Source organism: Actinophytocola sp. KF-1 (assembly GCF_054661535.1).
In genome coordinates this window covers 60,066-78,359 of sequence record NZ_BAAFVK010000015.1, presented here as the reverse complement: position 1 = coordinate 78,359, position 18,294 = coordinate 60,066, and the positions used below count along the sequence as shown (strand labels likewise).

Sequence of the window (18,294 nt, the reverse complement as noted above, 5' to 3'; positions counted from 1 at the left end):
GTGCAAGACCCCCGCCATCCCGGAGACCAGCCCGTCCGGCGAGGACCCCCCGGAGGGAAACCCCGCGCAAGGCACACCACCAAACCCGGGAACACAGACCGCCACAACGGCGCTGACCTGCGAAAACACACCGCCCAGTACGTACGGGCAGCCCCCACCACTCCCGGGGGCACCCCGCTGTCCAGTCTACCGGTGCCCACCGACACCCCCCGGGATGTCGATCTAGCCTGTGGACAACCGGATGACCTGTGGACAACCCGCCCGGAAGACTGTCCGCATGATCCTCAGAACCTGGTCCGCACGCGCGACCGAGGCGGGCGCCGCGCAGTACTGCGACTACTTCGAACACACCCTCCTCCCCGAGCTGCGCACCCGCACCGGCTTCGTCGGCGCGCAGCTCGCGACCCGCCCCCTCGACGGACTAATCGAGATCACCGCCCACACCACCTGGGCTTCCCTCGACGCGATCCGCGCCTTCGCGGGCGACGACCCGACCGCCGCGAAGGTCGAGCCCGAAGCGCTGGCGATGCTCGAGGACAGCGACCCCGCGGTGGTGCACCGGGACGTCCGCGTCAGCGGTTGACGGCCTGCAGGCCCTCCGGGGTGTAGCGGGCGCCGGACACGGCACCGGCCGGTACCGCTGACGTGATCTCCGCCAGCTGGTCCGCCGTCAGCCGCACGGACGCCGCGCCCGCGTTCTCCTCCAGGTACTTCACCCGTTTGGTGCCGGGGATCGGCGCGATGTGCTCGTTCTGCGCCAGCAGCCACGCGAGCGCCACCTGCACGGGTGTCACGCCGAGCGTCTTCGCCACGCCGTGGACACGCTCCGCCAGTGCGATGTTCCGTCCCAGGTTCTCGCCCTGGAACTGCGGCAGGCCGCGGCGGAAGTCGTCGTCCGGCAGGTTGCGCATCGTGTCGAGGTCGCCGGTCAGCATGCCGCGGCCCACCGGCGAGTACGGCACCACGCCGACGCCCAGCTCGATCGCCGTCGGCAGGACCGTGTCCGCCAGGTCGCGGTTGAACAGCGAGTACTCCGACTGCAGCGCGGTGATCGGGTGCACGGCGTGCGCCGCCCGCAGCGTCTCCGCGTTCACCTCCGACAGGCCCAGGTACCGGACCTTCCCCGCCGCCACCAGCTCGGCCATCGCGCCGACGGTGTCCTCGATCGGCACGTCCGGGTCACGCCGGTGCAGGTAGTAGAGGTCGATCACGTCCACACCCAGCCGGGCGAGGGACCGGTCGACGGCGGCACGGACGTACGCCGGGCTGCCGTCCACCTCCACCACCCCGCCGCCGACGACGCGGCGGATGCCGAACTTGGTCGCGAGCACGACCTGGTCGCGCCGGTCCGCGATGGCCCGGCCCACCAGCTCCTCGTTGTGGCCCTGGCCGTAGACGTCGGCCGTGTCCAGGAACGTCACGCCCAGCTCGATCGCGCGGTGGACGACCCCGATCGACTCCGTGTCGTCAGCGGGCCCGTAGACCTGCGACATCCCCATGCAGCCCAGCCCGAGCGCCGAAACCTCCAGGTCGCCCAGCATGCGCTTGTCCACGATCACTCCTCCGGTGTTGGTCTCGGCCACCAGCCAACACCCTGGAGCGCGCTCCAAGTCAAACGGAAACAGCGGCGTCGTACAGCGCCTTCTTGCTCACGCCGTGCGCCGCCGCCACGTGCGCCGCCGCGTCCTTCAGCCGCATGCCCTCGTCGGCGAGCCCGCGGACCTCGTCGACCAGGTCGGCGACGTCCCGCCGTCGTGGCGCGGCGCCCTCGACCACCACCGTGATCTCCCCGCGCACGCCGTCCGCCGCCCACCCGGCCAGCTCACCGAGACCGCCGCGGCGCACCTCCTCGTACGTCTTCGTCAGCTCCCGGCACACGGCCGCGCGCCGGTCGGCGCCCAGCACCTCGGCCGCCACCTCCAGGGTCGCGGCGATCCGGTGCGGTGACTCGAAGAACACGGCCGTGCGCGGCTCCTCGGCCAGCGCGGCGAAGAACCGGCGCCGCTCGCCGTCCTTGCGCGGCGCGAACCCCTCGAAGCAGAACCGCTCGCATGGCAGCCCCGACAGCGCGAGCGCGGTCGTCACCGCGGACGGACCGGGCAGGCACGTGACCGGCAGGTCCTTCTCCACGCACGCCGCCACCAGGCGAAACCCCGGGTCGGACACGCTCGGCATGCCCGCGTCGGTGACCAGCAGGACCGTCTGCCCCTGCTCGACGGCCGCCACCAGCCCGCCGACGCGGCTGGTCTCGACCGCGTCGTAGAAGCTCACGACCTTGCCGGTGGGGGCGGCGTCCAGGGCGGCGGCGAGCGCGCGGGTCTTGCGGGTGTCCTCCGCCGCGATCACGTCCGCGGTCGCCAGGGCATCCGCGAGCCGCGGCGACGCGTCCCGCGCGTCGCCCAGCGGGGTCGCCGCGAGCACGAGCTTGCCGTTCTTCTCAACCATGACGTTCGCTCCGCGAGCTCCGCTCGGACATCACCCACAGTCAACACGCCCCTTCTCGGCGATCCCGACGCGGATGCCACATCGGGCCGCCTACCATCTCTGCCCGTGAGTCTCACCGTCACCCGCCAGGCCGCGGTGTCACCCGACGTGGGTGGCGCCGGCGGGAGACCGCTGTCCGAAGGCGACCTCGCCGAGATCCACCTGATCGGCAAGCCCATGCCGGCCGACCGCCTGCGTGGCTGGCTGGTCGCGGGCATCCTGGCGCTCTTCGGCGGGTTCGTGCGGCTGCAGAACCTGGGCTTCCCCACCGACAAGGGCACGCCGGTCTTCGACGAGAAGCACTACGTGCCGCAGGCGTGGGAGATCCTGCGCAACGGCGGGTACGAGGACAACCCGGCCTACGAGCTGACCGTCCACCCGCCGCTCGGCAAGCAGCTGATCGCGATCGGCGAGTGGCTGTTCGGGTACAACGGCTGGGGCTGGCGGTTCACCGCGGCACTCGCGGGCGCGCTGATGATCCTCATGATCATCCGGATCGCGCGGCGGCTGACCAGGTCCACGCTGCTCGGCGGCATCGCCGGTGTGCTGCTCATCTGCGACGGCCTGTCCCACGTGCAGAGCCGCATGGGCATGCTCGACATCTACCTGGCCTTCTTCGTGCTGATGGCGTTCGGCTGCCTCCTGCTCGACCGCGACCAGGTGCGGCAACGGCTGGCCGTGGCGGTCCGGGAGGGCTGGGCGCACGAGACGCCGTACGGGCCGTGGCTCGGCTTCCGCTGGTGGCGGTTCCTGGCCGGGGTGTCGCTGGGCCTGGCGTGCGGGTCGAAGTGGTCCGGCGTCTTCTTCATCATGGCGTTCGGCCTGATGACGGTCATCTGGGACGCCACGGCACGGCGCGCGGCCGGGGTGGCGCGGCCGTGGGTCGGCTCGATCATGCGGGACGTGCTGGCGGGCCTGTGGGCGCTGGTGGTCGTCGCGCTGCTCGTGTACCTGGCGACGTGGTGGGGCTGGTTCATGTCCGAGACCGGCGTCGACCGGCACCTCGCGGACCAGGCGAACCACCACGGCTGGTACGACTTCCTGCCCACGGCGCTGCGGTCGCTGTGGCAGTACTCGGGCAACGTGCTGGACTTCCACGAGAACCTCAAGACGCCGGCGACCGACCAGCACCCGTGGGAGTCGAAGCCGTGGACGTGGCCGATGGGCCTGCGCCCGATGCTGTACTACTACGACAGCGGCACCGTCTCCTGCGGTGAGGAGCGGTGCGTCAGCGCCACCATGCTGATCGGCACGCCCGCGATGTGGTGGGTGTCGCTGCCGGTGCTCGGCTGGGGTCTGTGGCGGATGATCGGCAGGCTGGACTGGCGGTTCGCGGCGTTCGTCGTCGCCTACCTGACCTGCCTGCTGCCGTGGTTCACCAACCTCGACCGCCAGATGTACTTCTTCTACGCGACCCCGATGGCCGCGTTCCTGGTGCTCGGCATAGTCCTGGTCCTGGGCCAGATCATGGGCACCACCCAGGACGGCTACGAACGCAGGGGCACCGGTCTGCTCGTGGTCTCCCTGTACGTGGGCCTGGTGGTCGCCAACTTCGTCTGGCTGTGGCCCGTCCTGAACGGCGACTCGATCACCGAGTCACACTGGCAACAAGAACTGTGGCTCCCCAGCTGGCGCTGACCCCCCGCGAGCCCCAGAACACCGCGAGTCGCGCTCTCGCGCATACCGAGTTCCGTTTTCGTGCAGATCTTGGTCCTGACCTGTGTGCACGAAACTGACAACTCGGTGTGCGTGAGAGCGCGACTCGCGAGGGTTGGGGGCGGGGCTCGGGGGGTTACTTCGGGTTTATGTGGGCTCTTGGGACTACCTGCGTCACCGGGCCCGCTGTTTCCTGGCCCGCTCGGGCGATCCACGCCGTCATCTCGCGTTGGACGGCGGCCAGGGTCGGGCGGCGGGCCGGGTCCTTGTCCAGGGACGCCTGCAGCAGGCGCAGGTGGGTGCTGCGCTGCGGCAGGTGGGACAGGGGCTCGGCCTTCGCCGCTGCCATGAGGGCCGCCATGGCGTTCTCGCGGACGCCGCGTGGCGGGTGGCCTGCCAGCGCGAAGCTCACCGTCGCCGCCAGCTGCCACGCGTCCGACGCCGGGGTGGCCGTCGCGCCCGTCGCCGTCTCCGGGGCGAGGAAGTCGGGGGTGCCGACCATCATCCCGGCCGCGGTGAGCGTCTGGTCGCCCTTGGACCGCGCGATGCCGAAGTCGATCAGGTGCGGGTTGCCGTCCGGGTCGACGATCACGTTCGCCGGCTTCACGTCGCGGTGCAGCACGCCCTTCGCGTGTGCCGCCGAGAGCGCACCGGCCATCGTGAGCCACAGCCGCGCGGCCTGCAGGTCGGACAGCGTGCCCCGCCCGTGCACGACCTCCGCGAGCTGGTCACCCTCGATGTACTCCATGATCAGCCCGAGGCCGTCGGCCTCGGAGACGATGTCGTACACGCGCACGCAGTTCGGGTGGTGCACGGCGGCCAGCGCACGCGCCTCCCGCAGCATCCGCTCCTCGGTCTCGGCGTCCGGCGCGTGCGCCATCTTGATCGCGACCGTGCGGTTGAGCTGCGTGTCCTTCGCCAGCCACACGGTGCCGAAGCCGCCCGTGCCGAGCTGGCGCAGCTTCTGGAACCGCCCGCTCGCCGGCTTGAGCACCGACGTCGGCTTCTCCGACGGGAACGGCAGCGGACCGGGGTCGGCCGCGAGCGCGGCGAGCGCCTGCCGGTCCGGCTCGGGCTCGCGCAGCTGCGGCGCGACCTTCGTCGGCGGGGGCGTCCGCACGGGCTGGTTGTGCGACGGCGGCACGTACGGCGGCGGGGGTGGCGGCGGCTGGTAGGGCGGCGGCCGGTGCTGTTGCTGCGGTGGCGGCGGCTGCATCGCACGCTGCTGCGCGTCGGCGCGGCGTTGTTCGGCGGCGCCCTCCGCCTTCTGCCGCCGCTCGATCACCGACCAGCTCGGCGGCCCCACCACCAGCAACGGCAGCAGCCCGAGCACGCTCGCGAGCAGCAACCCGATCCACATGTACGTGGCGACGTTGACCTTCACGGCCACGCTCAGCAGCAGCGCCGCGAGGAACGGCAGCCAGAACAGCCTGCCCGGCCACTTCGCGCCGCGCCGGAACGCGAGCCGCGCCTGCATCCACACGAACAGCAGCGCGAGCCCGGGCACCACCAGCAGCATCACGTACCGGAGCAGCAGCATCGGGCCGCTCTCGAACGGGTGGAACAGCACCTCGTACACGGTCGGGCGGCCACCGAGGAAGTAGTCCTGGTTGCTGACCCAGCCGCAGAAGCCGCGCTCCATCGAGTCGGCCTCTTCGATCGTGAGCCCGGTCCCGGTGCTGCGGCGGACGTCCGCCTGCCGGTTGGTGAACACCGTGAGGAACGTCTCGGACGTGCCCATCGTGTACAGCCACGGCAGCAGGAACGCGAACACGCCCCCGAGCAGGCCGAACACGGACAGCGTCACCGCGTTGTAGGTGTTGCCCGTGCCCTTGCGGACCAGCGCGATCAGCACGGCGCCCAGCGGCGGCAGCAGCCCCACCAGGAAACCGGCCATGATCGTGGCCCACACCCAGTCACCCGGGCAGAACTTGGGCTGGAAGAGATCGTGGGCGAGGGAGATCAGCGAGCTACCCATCTCGACGAGCAGGTTCACTGTTCCTCCCCTCCCTGTTGTCCATGAGACCAGACGAACACGTTCGTGGATCCACCCTATGTCGACCTGTTATGTCGACGCTGACGACAGTGACCAGGTTGCCGTAGAGGTCTAAGTTGACTTTCCATGGGTAGCTACCAGGACGCGTACCGACGGAGCCTCGCGGCCCCGGAAGCCTTCTGGCTGGCGGCCGCCGAGTCGATCGACTGGGAGACCGCGCCGGCCAGGGCCCTCGACGACACCACGGCTCCGCTGTACCGCTGGTTCCCCGACGGCGTGCTGAACACGTGCCACAACGCGCTCGACCGCCACGTCGCCGGTGGTCGCGCGGACCAGACGGCGCTCGTGTACGACTCGCCCGTGACGGGAAGCAAGGCCTCGTTCACCTACCGTGAGCTGCGGGACGAGGTCGCCGTGTTCGCCGGCGCGTTGCGCGACCTCGGGGTCGGCAAGGGCGACCGGGTGATCATCTACATGCCGATGGTCCCACGCGCGGTCGTCGCGATGCTCGCCTGTGCCCGGCTCGGCGCGATCCACTCGGTGGTGTTCGGCGGGTTCGCGCCCAAGGAGCTGGCGAGCCGCATCGAGGACGCGACCCCGAAGGTGATCGTGGCGGCGTCCTGCGGCATCGAGCCGACCAGGATCGTCGAGTACAAGCCGATCATCGACGAGGCGCTGAGGACGACGTCGCACCAGCCGGACGCGGTCGTGGTGCTGCAGCGCGAGCAGGCCCGCGCGACGCTCGGTGACCGGGACGTCGACTGGGAGGACGCGGTCGCGAAGGCGTCGCCGGCCGACTGCGTGCCGGTGGCGGCGACCGACCCGCTCTACATCCTGTACACGTCGGGCACGACCGGTAAGCCGAAGGGCGTCGTCCGCGACAACGGCGGGCACGCGGTCGCGCTGGCGTGGTCGCTGCCGAACATCTACGACCTCCACCCCGGCGAGGTGTGGTGGACCGCGTCGGACGTCGGCTGGGTCGTCGGCCACTCCTACATCGTGTACGCGCCGCTGCTCATCGGCGCCACGACCGTGCTCTACGAGGGCAAACCGGTCGGGACCCCGGACGCGGGCGCGTTCTGGCGGGTCATCGCCGAGCACGGGGCGAAGGCGCTGTTCACGGCACCGACCGCGTTCCGCGCGATCAAGCGCGTCGACCCTTCCGGGGCCGAGCTCGCGAAGTACGACCTGTCCGGTTTCAAGACCCTCTTCCTGGCGGGCGAGCGGCTCGACCCGGAGACCTACCACTGGGCGAGCGAGAAGCTCGGCGTACCGGTCGTCGACCACTGGTGGCAGACGGAGACCGGCTGGCCGATCTGCGCGAACCTCCGCGGCCTCGACGACCTGCCGATCAAGCCGGGTTCCCCATCCGTCCCGGTCCCCGGCTACGACGTGCGCATCCTCGACGCGACCGGCGAGGAGATGCCGCGCGGCGAGGAGGGCGCGATCGCCATCAGGCTCCCGCTGCCGCCGGGCACCCTGCCGACGCTGTGGGGCGACGACGACCGGTACGTCGAGTCGTACCTGTCGCGGTACGAGGGCTACTACCTGACCGGCGACGGCGGCTACATCGACGAGGACGGCTACGTGTTCGTCATGGGCCGCACCGACGACGTGATCAACGTGGCCGGCCACCGCCTGTCGACGGGGTCGATGGAGGCGGTGCTGGCGTCACACCCGGCGGTCGCGGAGTGCGCGGTGATCGGTGTCGCGGACGCGTTGAAGGGGCAGCTGCCGCGCGGGTTCGTGGTGCTGAAGGCGGGTGTGGACGTCGACGAGTCCACGCTGCGTGACGAGCTGGTGGCCGCGGTGCGCCAGCAGATCGGCCCGGTGGCCGCGTTCCGGGACGTGTCCGTCGTCGACGGCCTGCCGAAGACGCGGTCGGGCAAGATCCTCCGCAAGACGATGCGCGGCATCGCCAACGGCCGCGACGAGCCGGTCCCGTCGACCATCGAGGACCCGGGCGTGCTGGACGCGCTGCGCCCCATCCTCCGCGGCACGCACGCAGAGTGAGACGAGGAGTTCGAGCAGCACGTCGCCGGTCTCCTCGTCGGTGACGACCTCGGCGGTCGCCGCCACCCGCGCAGGTGCGGCCAGTACCTCCTGCCCGCAGCCGCCGGTGACCGGGCTCTGCGGTATGCGCGCGGGCTGTCATGCCGTTTACCGCGCCCGTCCCCCGAGGTGCCGACCCTCCCTCCGACCTAAGGCGGACGACGGCACCGAAGTTCCACCCTAGGTTCGATGACAGGAGACCTGGGAGGGGGAACCATTGCGGTACAAGGGTTTCGCAGGAGTGCTGGCGATCGCGGCGGGGATGGTGTTCGTGCCCACCGCGAGCGCGACGGCGGTCGCGTTGCGGGGCGACGACGTCGTGCTGCCGAACCTGGACGACGACGGGAGGAGATGTCAGGTCACAACAGAACAGATGGACGCGCTCGGTCCGGCGGTCGACGCCGAGCTGGCCGCCTGCCACGACGCTGCCGACGATGTCGTGAACGGGCGCGCCGACGCCAAGGACCTCGCGCGGCTCCAGGCCCACGCGACCACGGCCGGCCGTGTCACCGTCGAGGGCCGGGCGCGGGTGTTCGTCCGGCGCGGCGGTGGGTGGGTGCCCGCGACCGAGCTGTCCGCCGCCGAGCTCCGGCGGGGTGTGGAGCTGGGCGTCGAGGCCACGGACGTGCGCCGCCCGGGCTGGGACGGCCGGATCACCGTCACGCTGACCACCACCAGAACGGTCCGGCACCGGCTCACCGTGGCTCCGCTGATGTTGCAGCACGACCTGCAGCGCGCCACCACGGTCTTCGCTGCCAGGCCGGGCCCCGGGCAGGGCCGGCCCGACGGCTGGCAGTGGCTGGACGACGCCTGGGCACCGCACGACTGGGAGTCGTTCAGCGGCGACCTCGAGGAGGCGGGCGCGCCGATGCGGTACCTGACCGGCACCGGCCTGTGGTGGCAGGACAACTGGTGGCAGGACTTCTTCGAACCCGCCTACGCCACGGCCAACGGGCGGACGATGCGGTTCGCCATCCGCTCGGCCAACATCTGGGACGTGGGCGTCCGCACCCCGCGGCCGGCGTCGCGCGCGGTGTTCCGCGACCTGCGCGGACCGGACGTCGCGGTCGTGCAGGCCATGGCCGACGACGGCCGCGACGCGATCAAGGACCTGCGCAACGCGACCGGCAACATCGAGTCGCTGCCGCCGTACCGGGGCTACCCGGACGGGCGCCTCGTCTACGGGTCCGACCCGCGCGGTGCGCTGACCCCGGACCCGGCGTTCATCGGGTTCCTGACCAGCCAGCACGCGCAGCCGCCCGTCGTGATCGACACGTCGTGGCTGCTGGTGGGTCACGCCGACGAGACGACCCACGTGGTGAAGGCACGCAACGCCCGCGGCTGGACGATCATGGTGGCCGACCCGCGGCTGGCGGTGGCGACGTTGCGCGCCAACCAGGACCACGGCGACGCGCGGTTCACCGCGGGCAGGCTCACCGCCACCATCGACGAGGTGCTGGCGGACCGGCAGCTGATGGCCGACAACGAGGAAGCCGCCCGGCACATCGACGACCAGGTCGCGGTGCTGCTGCGCGAGACCGGCCTGCGGGCCGGCGAGCTGGTCCGCGTGCCGGTCCTGTTCACGAAACCGCGGGAGGTCGGCCTGTTCATGGCGGCGACGCCGGGCATCCCGAACGGCCTGTCCCTCGACGCGCACACGTTCGCCGCCCCCGACCCGCACGCGCCCGTGGTTGACGGCGAGGACATCTTCAAGACCGCGACCGAACGGGCCCTGCGGGGCGTGGACGTGCACTGGGTGGAGGACGTCGGCTGGGCGCACCTGGGCGGCGGCGAGGTCCACTGCACGACCAACGCGTGGCGCGCGGTCGACTGATTACGGGGTTCTTACCCGCAGGAACGAGCCCCGCCCCCGGCCGCTCCCACGATCATGAACACGCGGGAGCGGCCGGGGCGCGGGTCACAGGTTGATCATGTGGCCGGCGAGGCCGTGAACGGCCTCCTTGACGGCCTCGCCCAGGGTCGGGTGGGCGTGGATGTTGCGTGCGACCTCGTGGACGGTCAGGTCCCACTGCTGGGCCAGCGTCAGCTCGGGCAGCAGCTCGGTGACGTCCGGGCCGATCAGGTGGCCGCCGAGCAGCTCGCCGTACTTGCCGTCGGACAGCAGCTTGACGAACCCGCGGGCGTCACCGAGGCCGTGCGACTTGCCGTTCGCGGTGAACGGGAACTTCGCGACCTGCACGTCGTAGCCCGCCTCGCGGGCCTGCTCCTCGGTGTAGCCGAAGCTCGCGATCTGCGGCTGGCAGTACGTGGCGCGCGGCACCATGCGGTAGTCGATCGGCATGGTCTCGGCGCCTGCGATGGTCTCGGCCGCGACGATGCCCATGGCCTCGGCGTTGTGCGCGAGCATGAGCTTCGCGGTGACGTCGCCGATGGCGTAGATGTGCTCGACGTTGGTGCGGCAGTACTCGTCGACGTCGATGGCACCGCGGTCGGTGGTCGCCACCCCGGTGTTCTCCAGCCCGTAGCCCTCGATGTTCGGCTGGAAACCGATCGCCTGCAGGACCTTGTCGGCCTTGAGGGTCTTCTTGCCGCCCTTGGCGTCGGTGACCTCGACGGTGACCTGTTCGCCGGAGTCGTCGATGGACTCGACGCGGGTCGAGGTCATGACGGTGACGCCCAGCTTGCGGTAGTGGCGCGCCAGCTCCTTGGACACCTCGACGTCCTCGAGCGGCACCATCCGGTCGAGGAACTCGACGATGGTCACGTCGACGCCGTAGTTGGCGAGCACGTACGCGAACTCGACGCCGATCGCGCCCGCGCCGGCGATGATGATGCTGCCGGGCAGCTCGTCGGTGAGGATCTGCTCCTCGTAGGTCACGACGCGCTCGGACAGCGACGTGCCGGGCAGCAGCTTCGCGGACGCGCCGGCCGCGATGATGCAGTTGTCGAAGGTCACGGTCTCGCCGTTGACCTCGATCGCGTTCGGCCCGGTGAACGTGCCACGGCCGGTGAACTCCGTGATCCCGTTCTTCTTCATGAGGTAGTGCACACCCTTGACCCGGCCGTCCGCGACGGTGCGGCTGCGGGCGTGGGCCGCGCCGAAGTCGAACCGGACCGTGCCGTCGACCTCGATGCCGAACGTCTTCTGTTCGGTGGTGAAGATGTGCGCCAGCTCGGCGTTGCGCAGGAGCGCCTTGGACGGGATGCAGCCCACGTTCAGGCAGACACCGCCCCAGTACTTCTCCTCGATGACCGCGGTCGAGAGCCCCAGCTGCGAAGCCCGCACAGCGGCCACGTACCCACCGGGCCCGGCCCCGAGAACCACGACGTTGAAATGTGTGCTCACGACCCAACCCTAGGCGAACCGGGCACACCCGCGCCGCCCACGGTCGGCAAGCACTGACACCACCCGCGCGGTGACCACCCGTCCCCGCGATTCGCACACGCAAACAACGAGGGAGTCGAGCATGGGTTTCGAGGTCCACGAGAAGGTGGTGGCCGACTTCGGCCTGTACCTGGCGGCGGAGGCAGGCGTCACCGTCCCGCAGATCGAGCGGCTGGCCCGCGACGAGGGCATGAGCGCCGACGGGTTCACCGGGCTGCTCGCCCCGCTCGGCGAGATCGTCACCGGCGAGGCGTCGGTGCTCGTCGGGTCGGCGTTCAGCCTCATGCAGCGCAAGCTGTGCGACCTCGGCGACGCGGTCATCGACGTGGCGCAGGACTACGGGCACACCGAGTACGACCACCGGTCCCTGTTCGACCGCACCGGGCTGGCCGGGGACACCGACGAGGACGTCAACTTCGGCTCCGGGTACGGCAACCACGACCCCCACCGCGGCTACTTCCTGCACGCCGAGGGCGGCCCGTCGCCGTTCACGTACACGCGGCTCGAGCTCGAGGCCATCGACCGGCCGGACACCGACTACTCCGCGGACCTCGACACCGGCGCCGTGCTCGGCGTGCTCGACTGGATCTGGTCGGAGTTCGACGTCGACGGCGGCAAGGGCTTCACCGACTCGATCGTCGCGCCGCTCGCGGGCAACTACAACAGCATCGAGGCCAACGGCAAGGCGTGGGAGAGCGTCGGCAACAACCTCGGCCTGCTCGCCGCCAACCTGGGCGACAACACGACGAACCTGGCCGGCAACCACTGGCGGGGCCCGGCGTCGGAGGCGTTCGGCCAGTTCGTCGACCTGTTCTGGCACCGCGGCGCGGTGTGGGCCGGGCAGCGCATGGGCGAGTTCGTCGCGGCGGGGTTCGCCAAGATCGCGGAGGTCTCGAAGAAGATCGCCCAGCTCGCGATCGACTGCATCAAGCTGATCATCGAAGCCGCCCGCAAGATCGCGACCAAGGCGCTGCCGATCGTCGGCTGGGCGTGGACCGCGATCCAGTCGGCGGCCAAGTACATCGGCTGGGCGTTCGGCATCGACATCGACGACCTCTACGACGACATCAAGCAGATCGTCGACACCGCGCAGGCCGTGTTCGACCTGTTCACCGCGATCGAGGACATCGTCTCGACCATGTCCGGCTACTTCACGACGGTCGAGGAGCTCGTCGCGACGGTCAGGCGGATCCCGGACGTCGGCAGCCTCACCGAGGCCGCGGCGACCGCCGAGGCCATCCGCGAACACCGCGCGGACCTGGCCGAGACGAGGAAGGAACTGACCGACAGCGTCGCCGACGCCGACGACGCCCTGACCGAACTGGACGACATCGGCGCGCACGCCGGTTAGGAGATCACCATGTACACGCCGGAGATGACACAGGCGGAGCGCGAGCTCGACGGCCGCGTCGAGTACGCGCTGCGCGTCGCGGGCCGCGTCCGCGAACAGGTCGCGTCGCTGGACCGCAAGCCGGTGGCGGTGACCGACGAGGACGTCGAGCGCGTAAGGGCGTTCGTCGTCGGCCACGCCCGCACCGACGAGTGGCAACCGGTCCTGGACCGCATCGACCGCGGACAGCTGACGTGGCGGCAGGTGGTGGAGGGCCTGGCCCACGGCGGCGCGGACCGCGAGACGGCCGCGGCCTTCGAGGCACTGCGGAACACCCCGCCGCCCAGCGTGGCGAAGCTCGTCGAGATCGGCGTCTTCCCCGCGCACCTCCCGGCACCGCAACCGGAAGAAGCGCCCCGCCAACCGGTGGACGAGGACGAGTTCTTCGCCAACCCGCTACGGCTGCGGCGCTGACCGCCGCAACCCCCGTGGTGACAACGATGTCGGTGAGCGGTTCCCGCACCAATTGCACATCTCGTTGCCTCTCAACAAAAACAGACGGGCAACGTCTTTCCGGATTGTCTTGACACGGCGGGCCGACAGGCCCAGAGTTCTCCCATTGGTCTAAACCACTAGGTCTATACCAGTAGGTCTGAACCACTGGGTTGATCGCGCGGCCAGCGCACGGAAGGACGAGATCGTGAAGCGCTTGACGAAGGTGATGGCCGGTGCCGCGGCCATCGCGTTAGCCACGGCCGGGTGTGCCGGTTCCGGTGGCAGCGGCGGCGAGGAGAGCAGCGGCGGCCCGCGCACGCTCACCGTCTGGCTGATGAACGGTTCGGCCCCCGAGACCCTCACGGACGCCCTCAACAAGGAGTTCGAGGCCGCCCACGACGGTGTCACCGTCAAGTACGAGGTCCAGGAGTGGAACGGCATCCAGGACAAGCTCACCACGGCCCTGGCCAGCCAGGACCCGCCGGACGTCATCGAGCTCGGCAACACCCAGGCGCCGTCGTTCGCGGCGGACGGGGTGCTGACCGACCTCACGGCCGACGTCGACAGCATGAACGGTGACGCGTGGCTGCAGTCGCTGAAGTCCTCCGGCGAGTGGGACGGCAAGCAGTACTCCACGCCGTTCTACGCCGCGAACCGGTCGGTCATCTACCGCACCGACATGTTCCAGCAGGCCGGGATCACGGCCCCGCCGACGTCCCGGCAGGAGTGGCTGGACGCGATCGCCAAGCTGCGCGCCAAGTTCGGCAGTGACAAGCAGTTCCAGGCGCTCTACCTGCCCGGCCAGAACTGGTACACGCTGCTGTCCTTCATCTACGACGAGGGCGGCGACATCGCCAAGGCCGACGGCACCAAGTTCAAGGCGACCATGAACACGCCGGAAGCCAAGGCCGGTCTCGAGTTCTACAAGGAGCTGGTCGAGAAGTCGGGCACGACCGCGCCGAAGGACAACGACGAGCAGAACCCCGAGCAGGCGGGCATCTACGGCCAGGGCAAGGTCGCGATGATGATCGCGCTGCCGTGGGAGCTGGGCACGGCCGCGAAGGACAACCCCGACATCGAGAAGAACTCCTCGGCGTTCCCGATCCCGTCGAAGAACGCCGGTGAGACCGCGCCCGTGTTCCAGGGCGGCTCGAACCTCGCGATCCCGGTCAACAGCAAGAACCCGGACCTCGCGAAGGATTACCTGCGCCTGATGCTGTCCGACAAGTACCAGAAGCAGTTCGCCGAGGCCGGCATGGTGCCGGGCGCCTCGACCGACCTGTCCCCGCTGGACGCGAACCCGGTCAGCAAGGCGATGGCGGCCGCGTCGAAGAACGGCAGGGCGGTCCCCGCGACCCCGACGTGGGCGACCATCGAGGCGGGCCAGAACCCGCTGAAGGACATGCTCACCGCCTACCTCACCGGCGCGAAGGACATCGACACCGCGACCAAGGACGCGGACACCGCGCTGGACGCCGCCTTCACCGGCTGATGACGGCGACCATCCACACCACGGTGCCGGCGGGGACCTCCCCGCCGGCACCGGCGCGCGCGTCGGGGCGCGGGCGCGCCGGTCTCGGTGAGAAGACGATCCCCTACCTGCTGCTGGCACCGGCCGTGATCGTGATGCTGGTGCTGCTCGCCTGGCCCGCCATCCAGGTCATCGGCATCAGCTTCCGCAAGCTCGACCTCGGTGAGCTGGTGCGCGGCGAACTGGTCTGGGTCGGGTTCGGCAACTACTCGGACGTGCTGTCCGACCCGGAGTTCTGGACGATCACCGTGCGGACGGTCGTGTTCACGGCGGCGGTCGTGGCGGGCACGGTCGTGGCAGGGCTGCTGATCGCGCTGCTCATGCGGCACCTGTCCGGGCCGGTCCGGGTGTTCGTGCAGGTCACGCTGGTGCTGGCGTGGGCGACGCCGATCCTCGCGACCACCACCGTGTTCCAGTGGATCTTCGACCAGCAGTACGGGATCCTCAACAAGACCCTGGTCAAGCTGGGCTTCGACTCCTTCCAGGGCTTCTCGTGGTTCTCGTCCGGCGCGAGCACGCTCACCGTCATCGGGATCCTGATCGTCTGGCAGGCGGTCCCGTTCGTCTGCTTCACGATCTACGCGGGCCTGCTGCAGGCGCCCAGGGAGCTGTACGAGGCGGCCGCCATGGACGGCGCGACCTCGTGGCAGACGTTCTCGACCGTGTCCTGGCCGACGATCCGGCCCATGGTCACGCTCGCCACGTTCCTGTCGGTGATCTGGGACTTCAAGGTGTTCGCGCAGGTGTGGGCGATCCGCCAGGGCGGTCCGGACGGCGAGAGCACCACGCTGCCGGTCCTGCTGTACCTGCGGGGCATCGCGGGACGGCACTTCGGCGTCGCGTCGGCGATCGCGGTGCTGATGATCCTCGTGCTCGTCGTGCTCACCGCGCGCTACCTGCAGCTGCTGCTGCGCACTCGGGAGGGTGACGTCTCGTGAAGACGACCAGGGGCAAGCGGATCGCGCTGAACACGGCGGGCGTGGTCGTCGCGATCTTCTTCGCCTTCCCCACGTACTGGCTCCTGACCAGCGCGTTCAAGCCGTCGACCGACATGCTGACGCCGGACTACGACCTGATCCCGCTCTCGGTCACGTTCGACAACTTCGTCAGCGCGTGGGCCAAGCCCGGCTTCCTCACGCACCTGACGAACAGCCTGATCGTCACGGTCGGGGCCGTGCTGTGCTCGCTCGTGGCCGGCGTGCTGGCGGCGTTCCCGCTGGCGCGGCTGCGGTTCCGGGGGCGCAAGGGGTTCCTGCTGCTGGTGCTGATCGCGCAGATGGCGCCGATGGAGGCCCTGTTCATCCCGATGTTCCTGCTCATGCAGGACGCCGGGCTGCTCAACCAGCTGCCGTCGCTGCTGCTCGTGTACTTCGCGATCACGCTGCCGTTCACGGTGTGGACGCTGCGCGGGTTCGTGCAGGGCATCCCGTACGAGCTGGAGGAGGCCGCGATGGTCGACGGCTGCGGCCGGTTCGGCGCGTTCCGCCGGGTCGTGCTGCCCCTGCTCGGCCCGGGCATCGTGGCGACGTCGGTGTTCGCGTTCATCACGGCGTGGAACGAGTTCCTGTACGCGCTGGTGTTCATGCGCGACAAGGACAAGCAGACGCTGCCGGTGTGGCTGTCGACGTTCAAGACGGTGTTCGGTACCGACTGGGGCGGCATCATGGCGGCGTCCGTCATGTACGCGCTGCCCGCGCTGGTGTTCTTCCTCATCGTGCAGCGCAAGCTGGTGTCCGGCGCGACCGCGGGGGCGCTCAAGGGTTGACCTGGTGGTCTGGACCAGTTAGACCTGGAGGTACGGACCATTCGGGAGGTTCTCGTGTCCAGGTCGCTCGCGTCCCGTGCCGTTTCCGTCCTGGCCATCGGCGGCATGGCCCTGCTCGGCCTCGGCGTCCCCGCCGGGGCCACCACACCGGAGGAGTCCCGCATGACCCAGGTGATACCGGCCCCCGTGTCGGTCACACCTGACCGCCACGGCGGTTTCACCATCACCCCCGGCACCGTGATCACCGTCGACCGCGCCGCGAAGGGCGTGGGGAACTTCCTGGCCGGCGTGCTGCGGCCGTCGACCGGGTACCGGCTGCCGGTGGTGACGGACCGTCGCCACGGCGGTGGCATCGATCTGTCGCTGGGGTACGTCCCGGCCCGGCTGGGAACCGAGGGTTACGAACTGTCGGTGAACCGGCGTGGTGTGTCGCTGAAGGCGCGGACGCCGGCGGGGCTCTTCACGGGTGTGCAGACCCTGCGCCAGCTGCTCCCCGCCGCGGTGGAGTCCCGCACGAAGCAGCGCGGCCCGTGGGTGGTGCCGGGCGGCAAGGTGGTCGACTACCCGCGGTTCGCCTACCGCGGCGCGATGCTCGACGTGGCCCGGCACTTCTTCACCCCGGACCAGGTGAAGACCTACATCGACCAGATCGCGCTGTACAAGATCAACCACCTGCACCTGCACCTCGCGGACGACCAGGGCTGGCGGATCGAGATCGAGAGCTGGCCGCGCCTGGCGACGTACGGCGGTTCGACGGAGGTCGGCGGCGGACCCGGCGGGTACTACACGAAGGCGCAGTACCGCGACCTCGTGGCGTACGCGGCGGCCCGCAACATCACGATCGTCCCGGAGATCGACATGCCGGGGCACACGAACGCGGCGCTGGCGTCCTATGCGGAGCTCAACTGCGACGGCGTCGCCCCGCCGCTGTACACCGGCATCGAGGTCGGTTTCAGCTCGTTCTGCATCGACAAGGAGATCACGTACCGGTTCGTGCAGGACGTGATCACCGAGCTGGCGGAGCTGACCCCCGGCCCGTACCTGCACCTCGGCGGCGACGAGGCGCACTCGACGACCGACCCGGACTTCATCAAGTTCTTCGACCGCGTGTTCCCGATGGTCGAGGCGACCGGCAAGCGGCTGTTCGGCTGGCACGAGTACATGAAGGCCACCCCGCCGACCTCGGCCGTCGCCCAGTACTGGGGCACCACCGACACGAACGACCTGGTCGCCGACGCCGCGGCCCGCGGTCACAAGGTCCTGATGTCGCCAGCCAGCAAGGCGTACATGGACATGAAGTACGACGAGAACACCCCGCTCGGCCTGTCGTGGGCGGGCTACACCGAGGTCGACGACGCGTACGACTGGAACCCGGGCACGTTCCTGCGGGGCGTGCCGGAGTCGGCCGTGCTGGGTGTCGAGGCGCCGCTGTGGTCGGAGACGCTCGAGAACAGCGACCACATCGAGTTCATGGCGTTCCCGAGGCTGCCCGTGCTCGCCGAACTGGCCTGGTCACCGTGGTCGACACACGACTGGGAGGCCATGCGGAGCCGGCTCGCCGCGGAAGCCCCGCGCTGGGAGGCCATGGGGATCGACTTCTACCGGTCCCCGAAGATCGACTGGTGAGGTAGGGGGCGTG

At 70.1% G+C, this 18,294-nt stretch carries 14 protein-coding genes; 10 read left to right on the top strand and 4 right to left on the bottom strand.

Annotated elements, in window-relative coordinates; all coding sequences use genetic code 11:
- Positions 1 to 277: 277 nt before the first annotated feature.
- Entirely contained in the window at positions 278 to 583 is a 306-nt protein-coding gene (locus tag ACYQ77_RS36945) for an antibiotic biosynthesis monooxygenase family protein (protein WP_459720245.1), read from the top strand.
- On the opposite strand, the gene ACYQ77_RS36940 is transcribed toward ACYQ77_RS36945, so the two are convergent.
- Together ACYQ77_RS36940 and rsmI are read right to left on the bottom strand one after the other, a co-directional pair.
- Positions 573 to 1,541, bottom strand: a complete 969-nt coding sequence (locus tag ACYQ77_RS36940; protein ID WP_459720614.1) for an aldo/keto reductase — start codon at positions 1,539 to 1,541, stop codon at positions 573 to 575. The two genes, ACYQ77_RS36945 and ACYQ77_RS36940, sit on opposite strands and share 11 nt — an antisense overlap.
- Before the next feature lie 70 nt (positions 1,542 to 1,611).
- A complete protein-coding gene (gene rsmI / locus ACYQ77_RS36935) occupies positions 1,612 to 2,445 on the bottom strand; it encodes a 16S rRNA (cytidine(1402)-2'-O)-methyltransferase (RefSeq protein ID WP_459720242.1) in 834 nt (277 codons plus the stop codon).
- 105 nt (positions 2,446 to 2,550) lie between these two features.
- On the opposite strand from rsmI, the gene ACYQ77_RS36930 reads away from it, so the two are divergent.
- On the top strand, positions 2,551 to 4,122 hold the full coding sequence (locus ACYQ77_RS36930; RefSeq protein WP_459720239.1) for a dolichyl-phosphate-mannose--protein mannosyltransferase: 1,572 nt from the start codon (positions 2,551 to 2,553) through the stop codon (positions 4,120 to 4,122).
- A gap of 154 nt (positions 4,123 to 4,276) precedes the next feature.
- On the opposite strand, the gene ACYQ77_RS36925 is transcribed toward ACYQ77_RS36930, so the two are convergent.
- Entirely contained in the window at positions 4,277 to 6,118 is a 1,842-nt protein-coding gene (locus ACYQ77_RS36925) for a serine/threonine-protein kinase (RefSeq protein ID WP_459720611.1), read from the bottom strand.
- A gap of 144 nt (positions 6,119 to 6,262) precedes the next feature.
- On the opposite strand from ACYQ77_RS36925, the gene ACYQ77_RS36920 reads away from it, so the two are divergent.
- Together ACYQ77_RS36920 and ACYQ77_RS36915 are read left to right on the top strand one after the other, a co-directional pair.
- Positions 6,263 to 8,149, top strand: a complete 1,887-nt coding sequence (locus ACYQ77_RS36920; RefSeq protein WP_459720236.1) for a propionyl-CoA synthetase — start codon at positions 6,263 to 6,265, stop codon at positions 8,147 to 8,149.
- Between the two features lie 256 nt (positions 8,150 to 8,405).
- Positions 8,406 to 10,022: a protein-arginine deiminase family protein gene (locus ACYQ77_RS36915; RefSeq protein WP_459720234.1), complete on the top strand. Its 1,617-nt coding sequence runs from the start codon at positions 8,406 to 8,408 to the stop codon at positions 10,020 to 10,022.
- Between the two features lie 84 nt (positions 10,023 to 10,106).
- Here the strand turns inward: ACYQ77_RS36915 and lpdA are convergent, their stop codons facing one another.
- Complete coding sequence (gene lpdA, locus ACYQ77_RS36910; RefSeq protein ID WP_459720232.1) at positions 10,107 to 11,495, bottom strand: dihydrolipoyl dehydrogenase; 1,389 nt, start codon at positions 11,493 to 11,495, stop codon at positions 10,107 to 10,109.
- A 121-nt stretch (positions 11,496 to 11,616) separates the two neighbouring features.
- Here lpdA and ACYQ77_RS36905 point away from each other — a divergent pair, with 121 nt between their 5' ends.
- From ACYQ77_RS36905 to ACYQ77_RS36880, 6 genes are all read left to right on the top strand, one after another.
- Positions 11,617 to 12,885: a hypothetical protein gene (locus ACYQ77_RS36905; RefSeq protein ID WP_459720231.1), complete on the top strand. Its 1,269-nt coding sequence runs from the start codon at positions 11,617 to 11,619 to the stop codon at positions 12,883 to 12,885.
- A gap of 9 nt (positions 12,886 to 12,894) precedes the next feature.
- Positions 12,895 to 13,338, top strand: coding sequence for a hypothetical protein (locus tag ACYQ77_RS36900; RefSeq protein ID WP_459720228.1), 444 nt, complete (start codon positions 12,895 to 12,897; stop codon positions 13,336 to 13,338).
- A gap of 226 nt (positions 13,339 to 13,564) precedes the next feature.
- The gene (locus ACYQ77_RS36895) at positions 13,565 to 14,851 is read left to right on the top strand and encodes a sugar ABC transporter substrate-binding protein (protein ID WP_459720225.1); all 1,287 of its coding nucleotides are present in this window, start codon (positions 13,565 to 13,567) and stop codon (positions 14,849 to 14,851) included.
- Positions 14,851 to 15,828 (top strand): carbohydrate ABC transporter permease, encoded by a 978-nt coding sequence (locus ACYQ77_RS36890; RefSeq protein WP_459720222.1) that lies wholly within the window; start codon positions 14,851 to 14,853, stop codon positions 15,826 to 15,828. Before ACYQ77_RS36895 ends, ACYQ77_RS36890 begins: the two co-directional genes overlap by 1 nt.
- Entirely contained in the window at positions 15,825 to 16,655 is an 831-nt protein-coding gene (locus tag ACYQ77_RS36885; protein WP_459720220.1) for a carbohydrate ABC transporter permease, read from the top strand. Before ACYQ77_RS36890 ends, ACYQ77_RS36885 begins: the two co-directional genes overlap by 4 nt.
- Positions 16,656 to 16,760: 105 nt before the next feature.
- A complete protein-coding gene (locus ACYQ77_RS36880) occupies positions 16,761 to 18,281 on the top strand; it encodes a beta-N-acetylhexosaminidase (protein ID WP_459720608.1) in 1,521 nt (506 codons plus the stop codon).
- Positions 18,282 to 18,294: the final 13 nt, after the last annotated feature.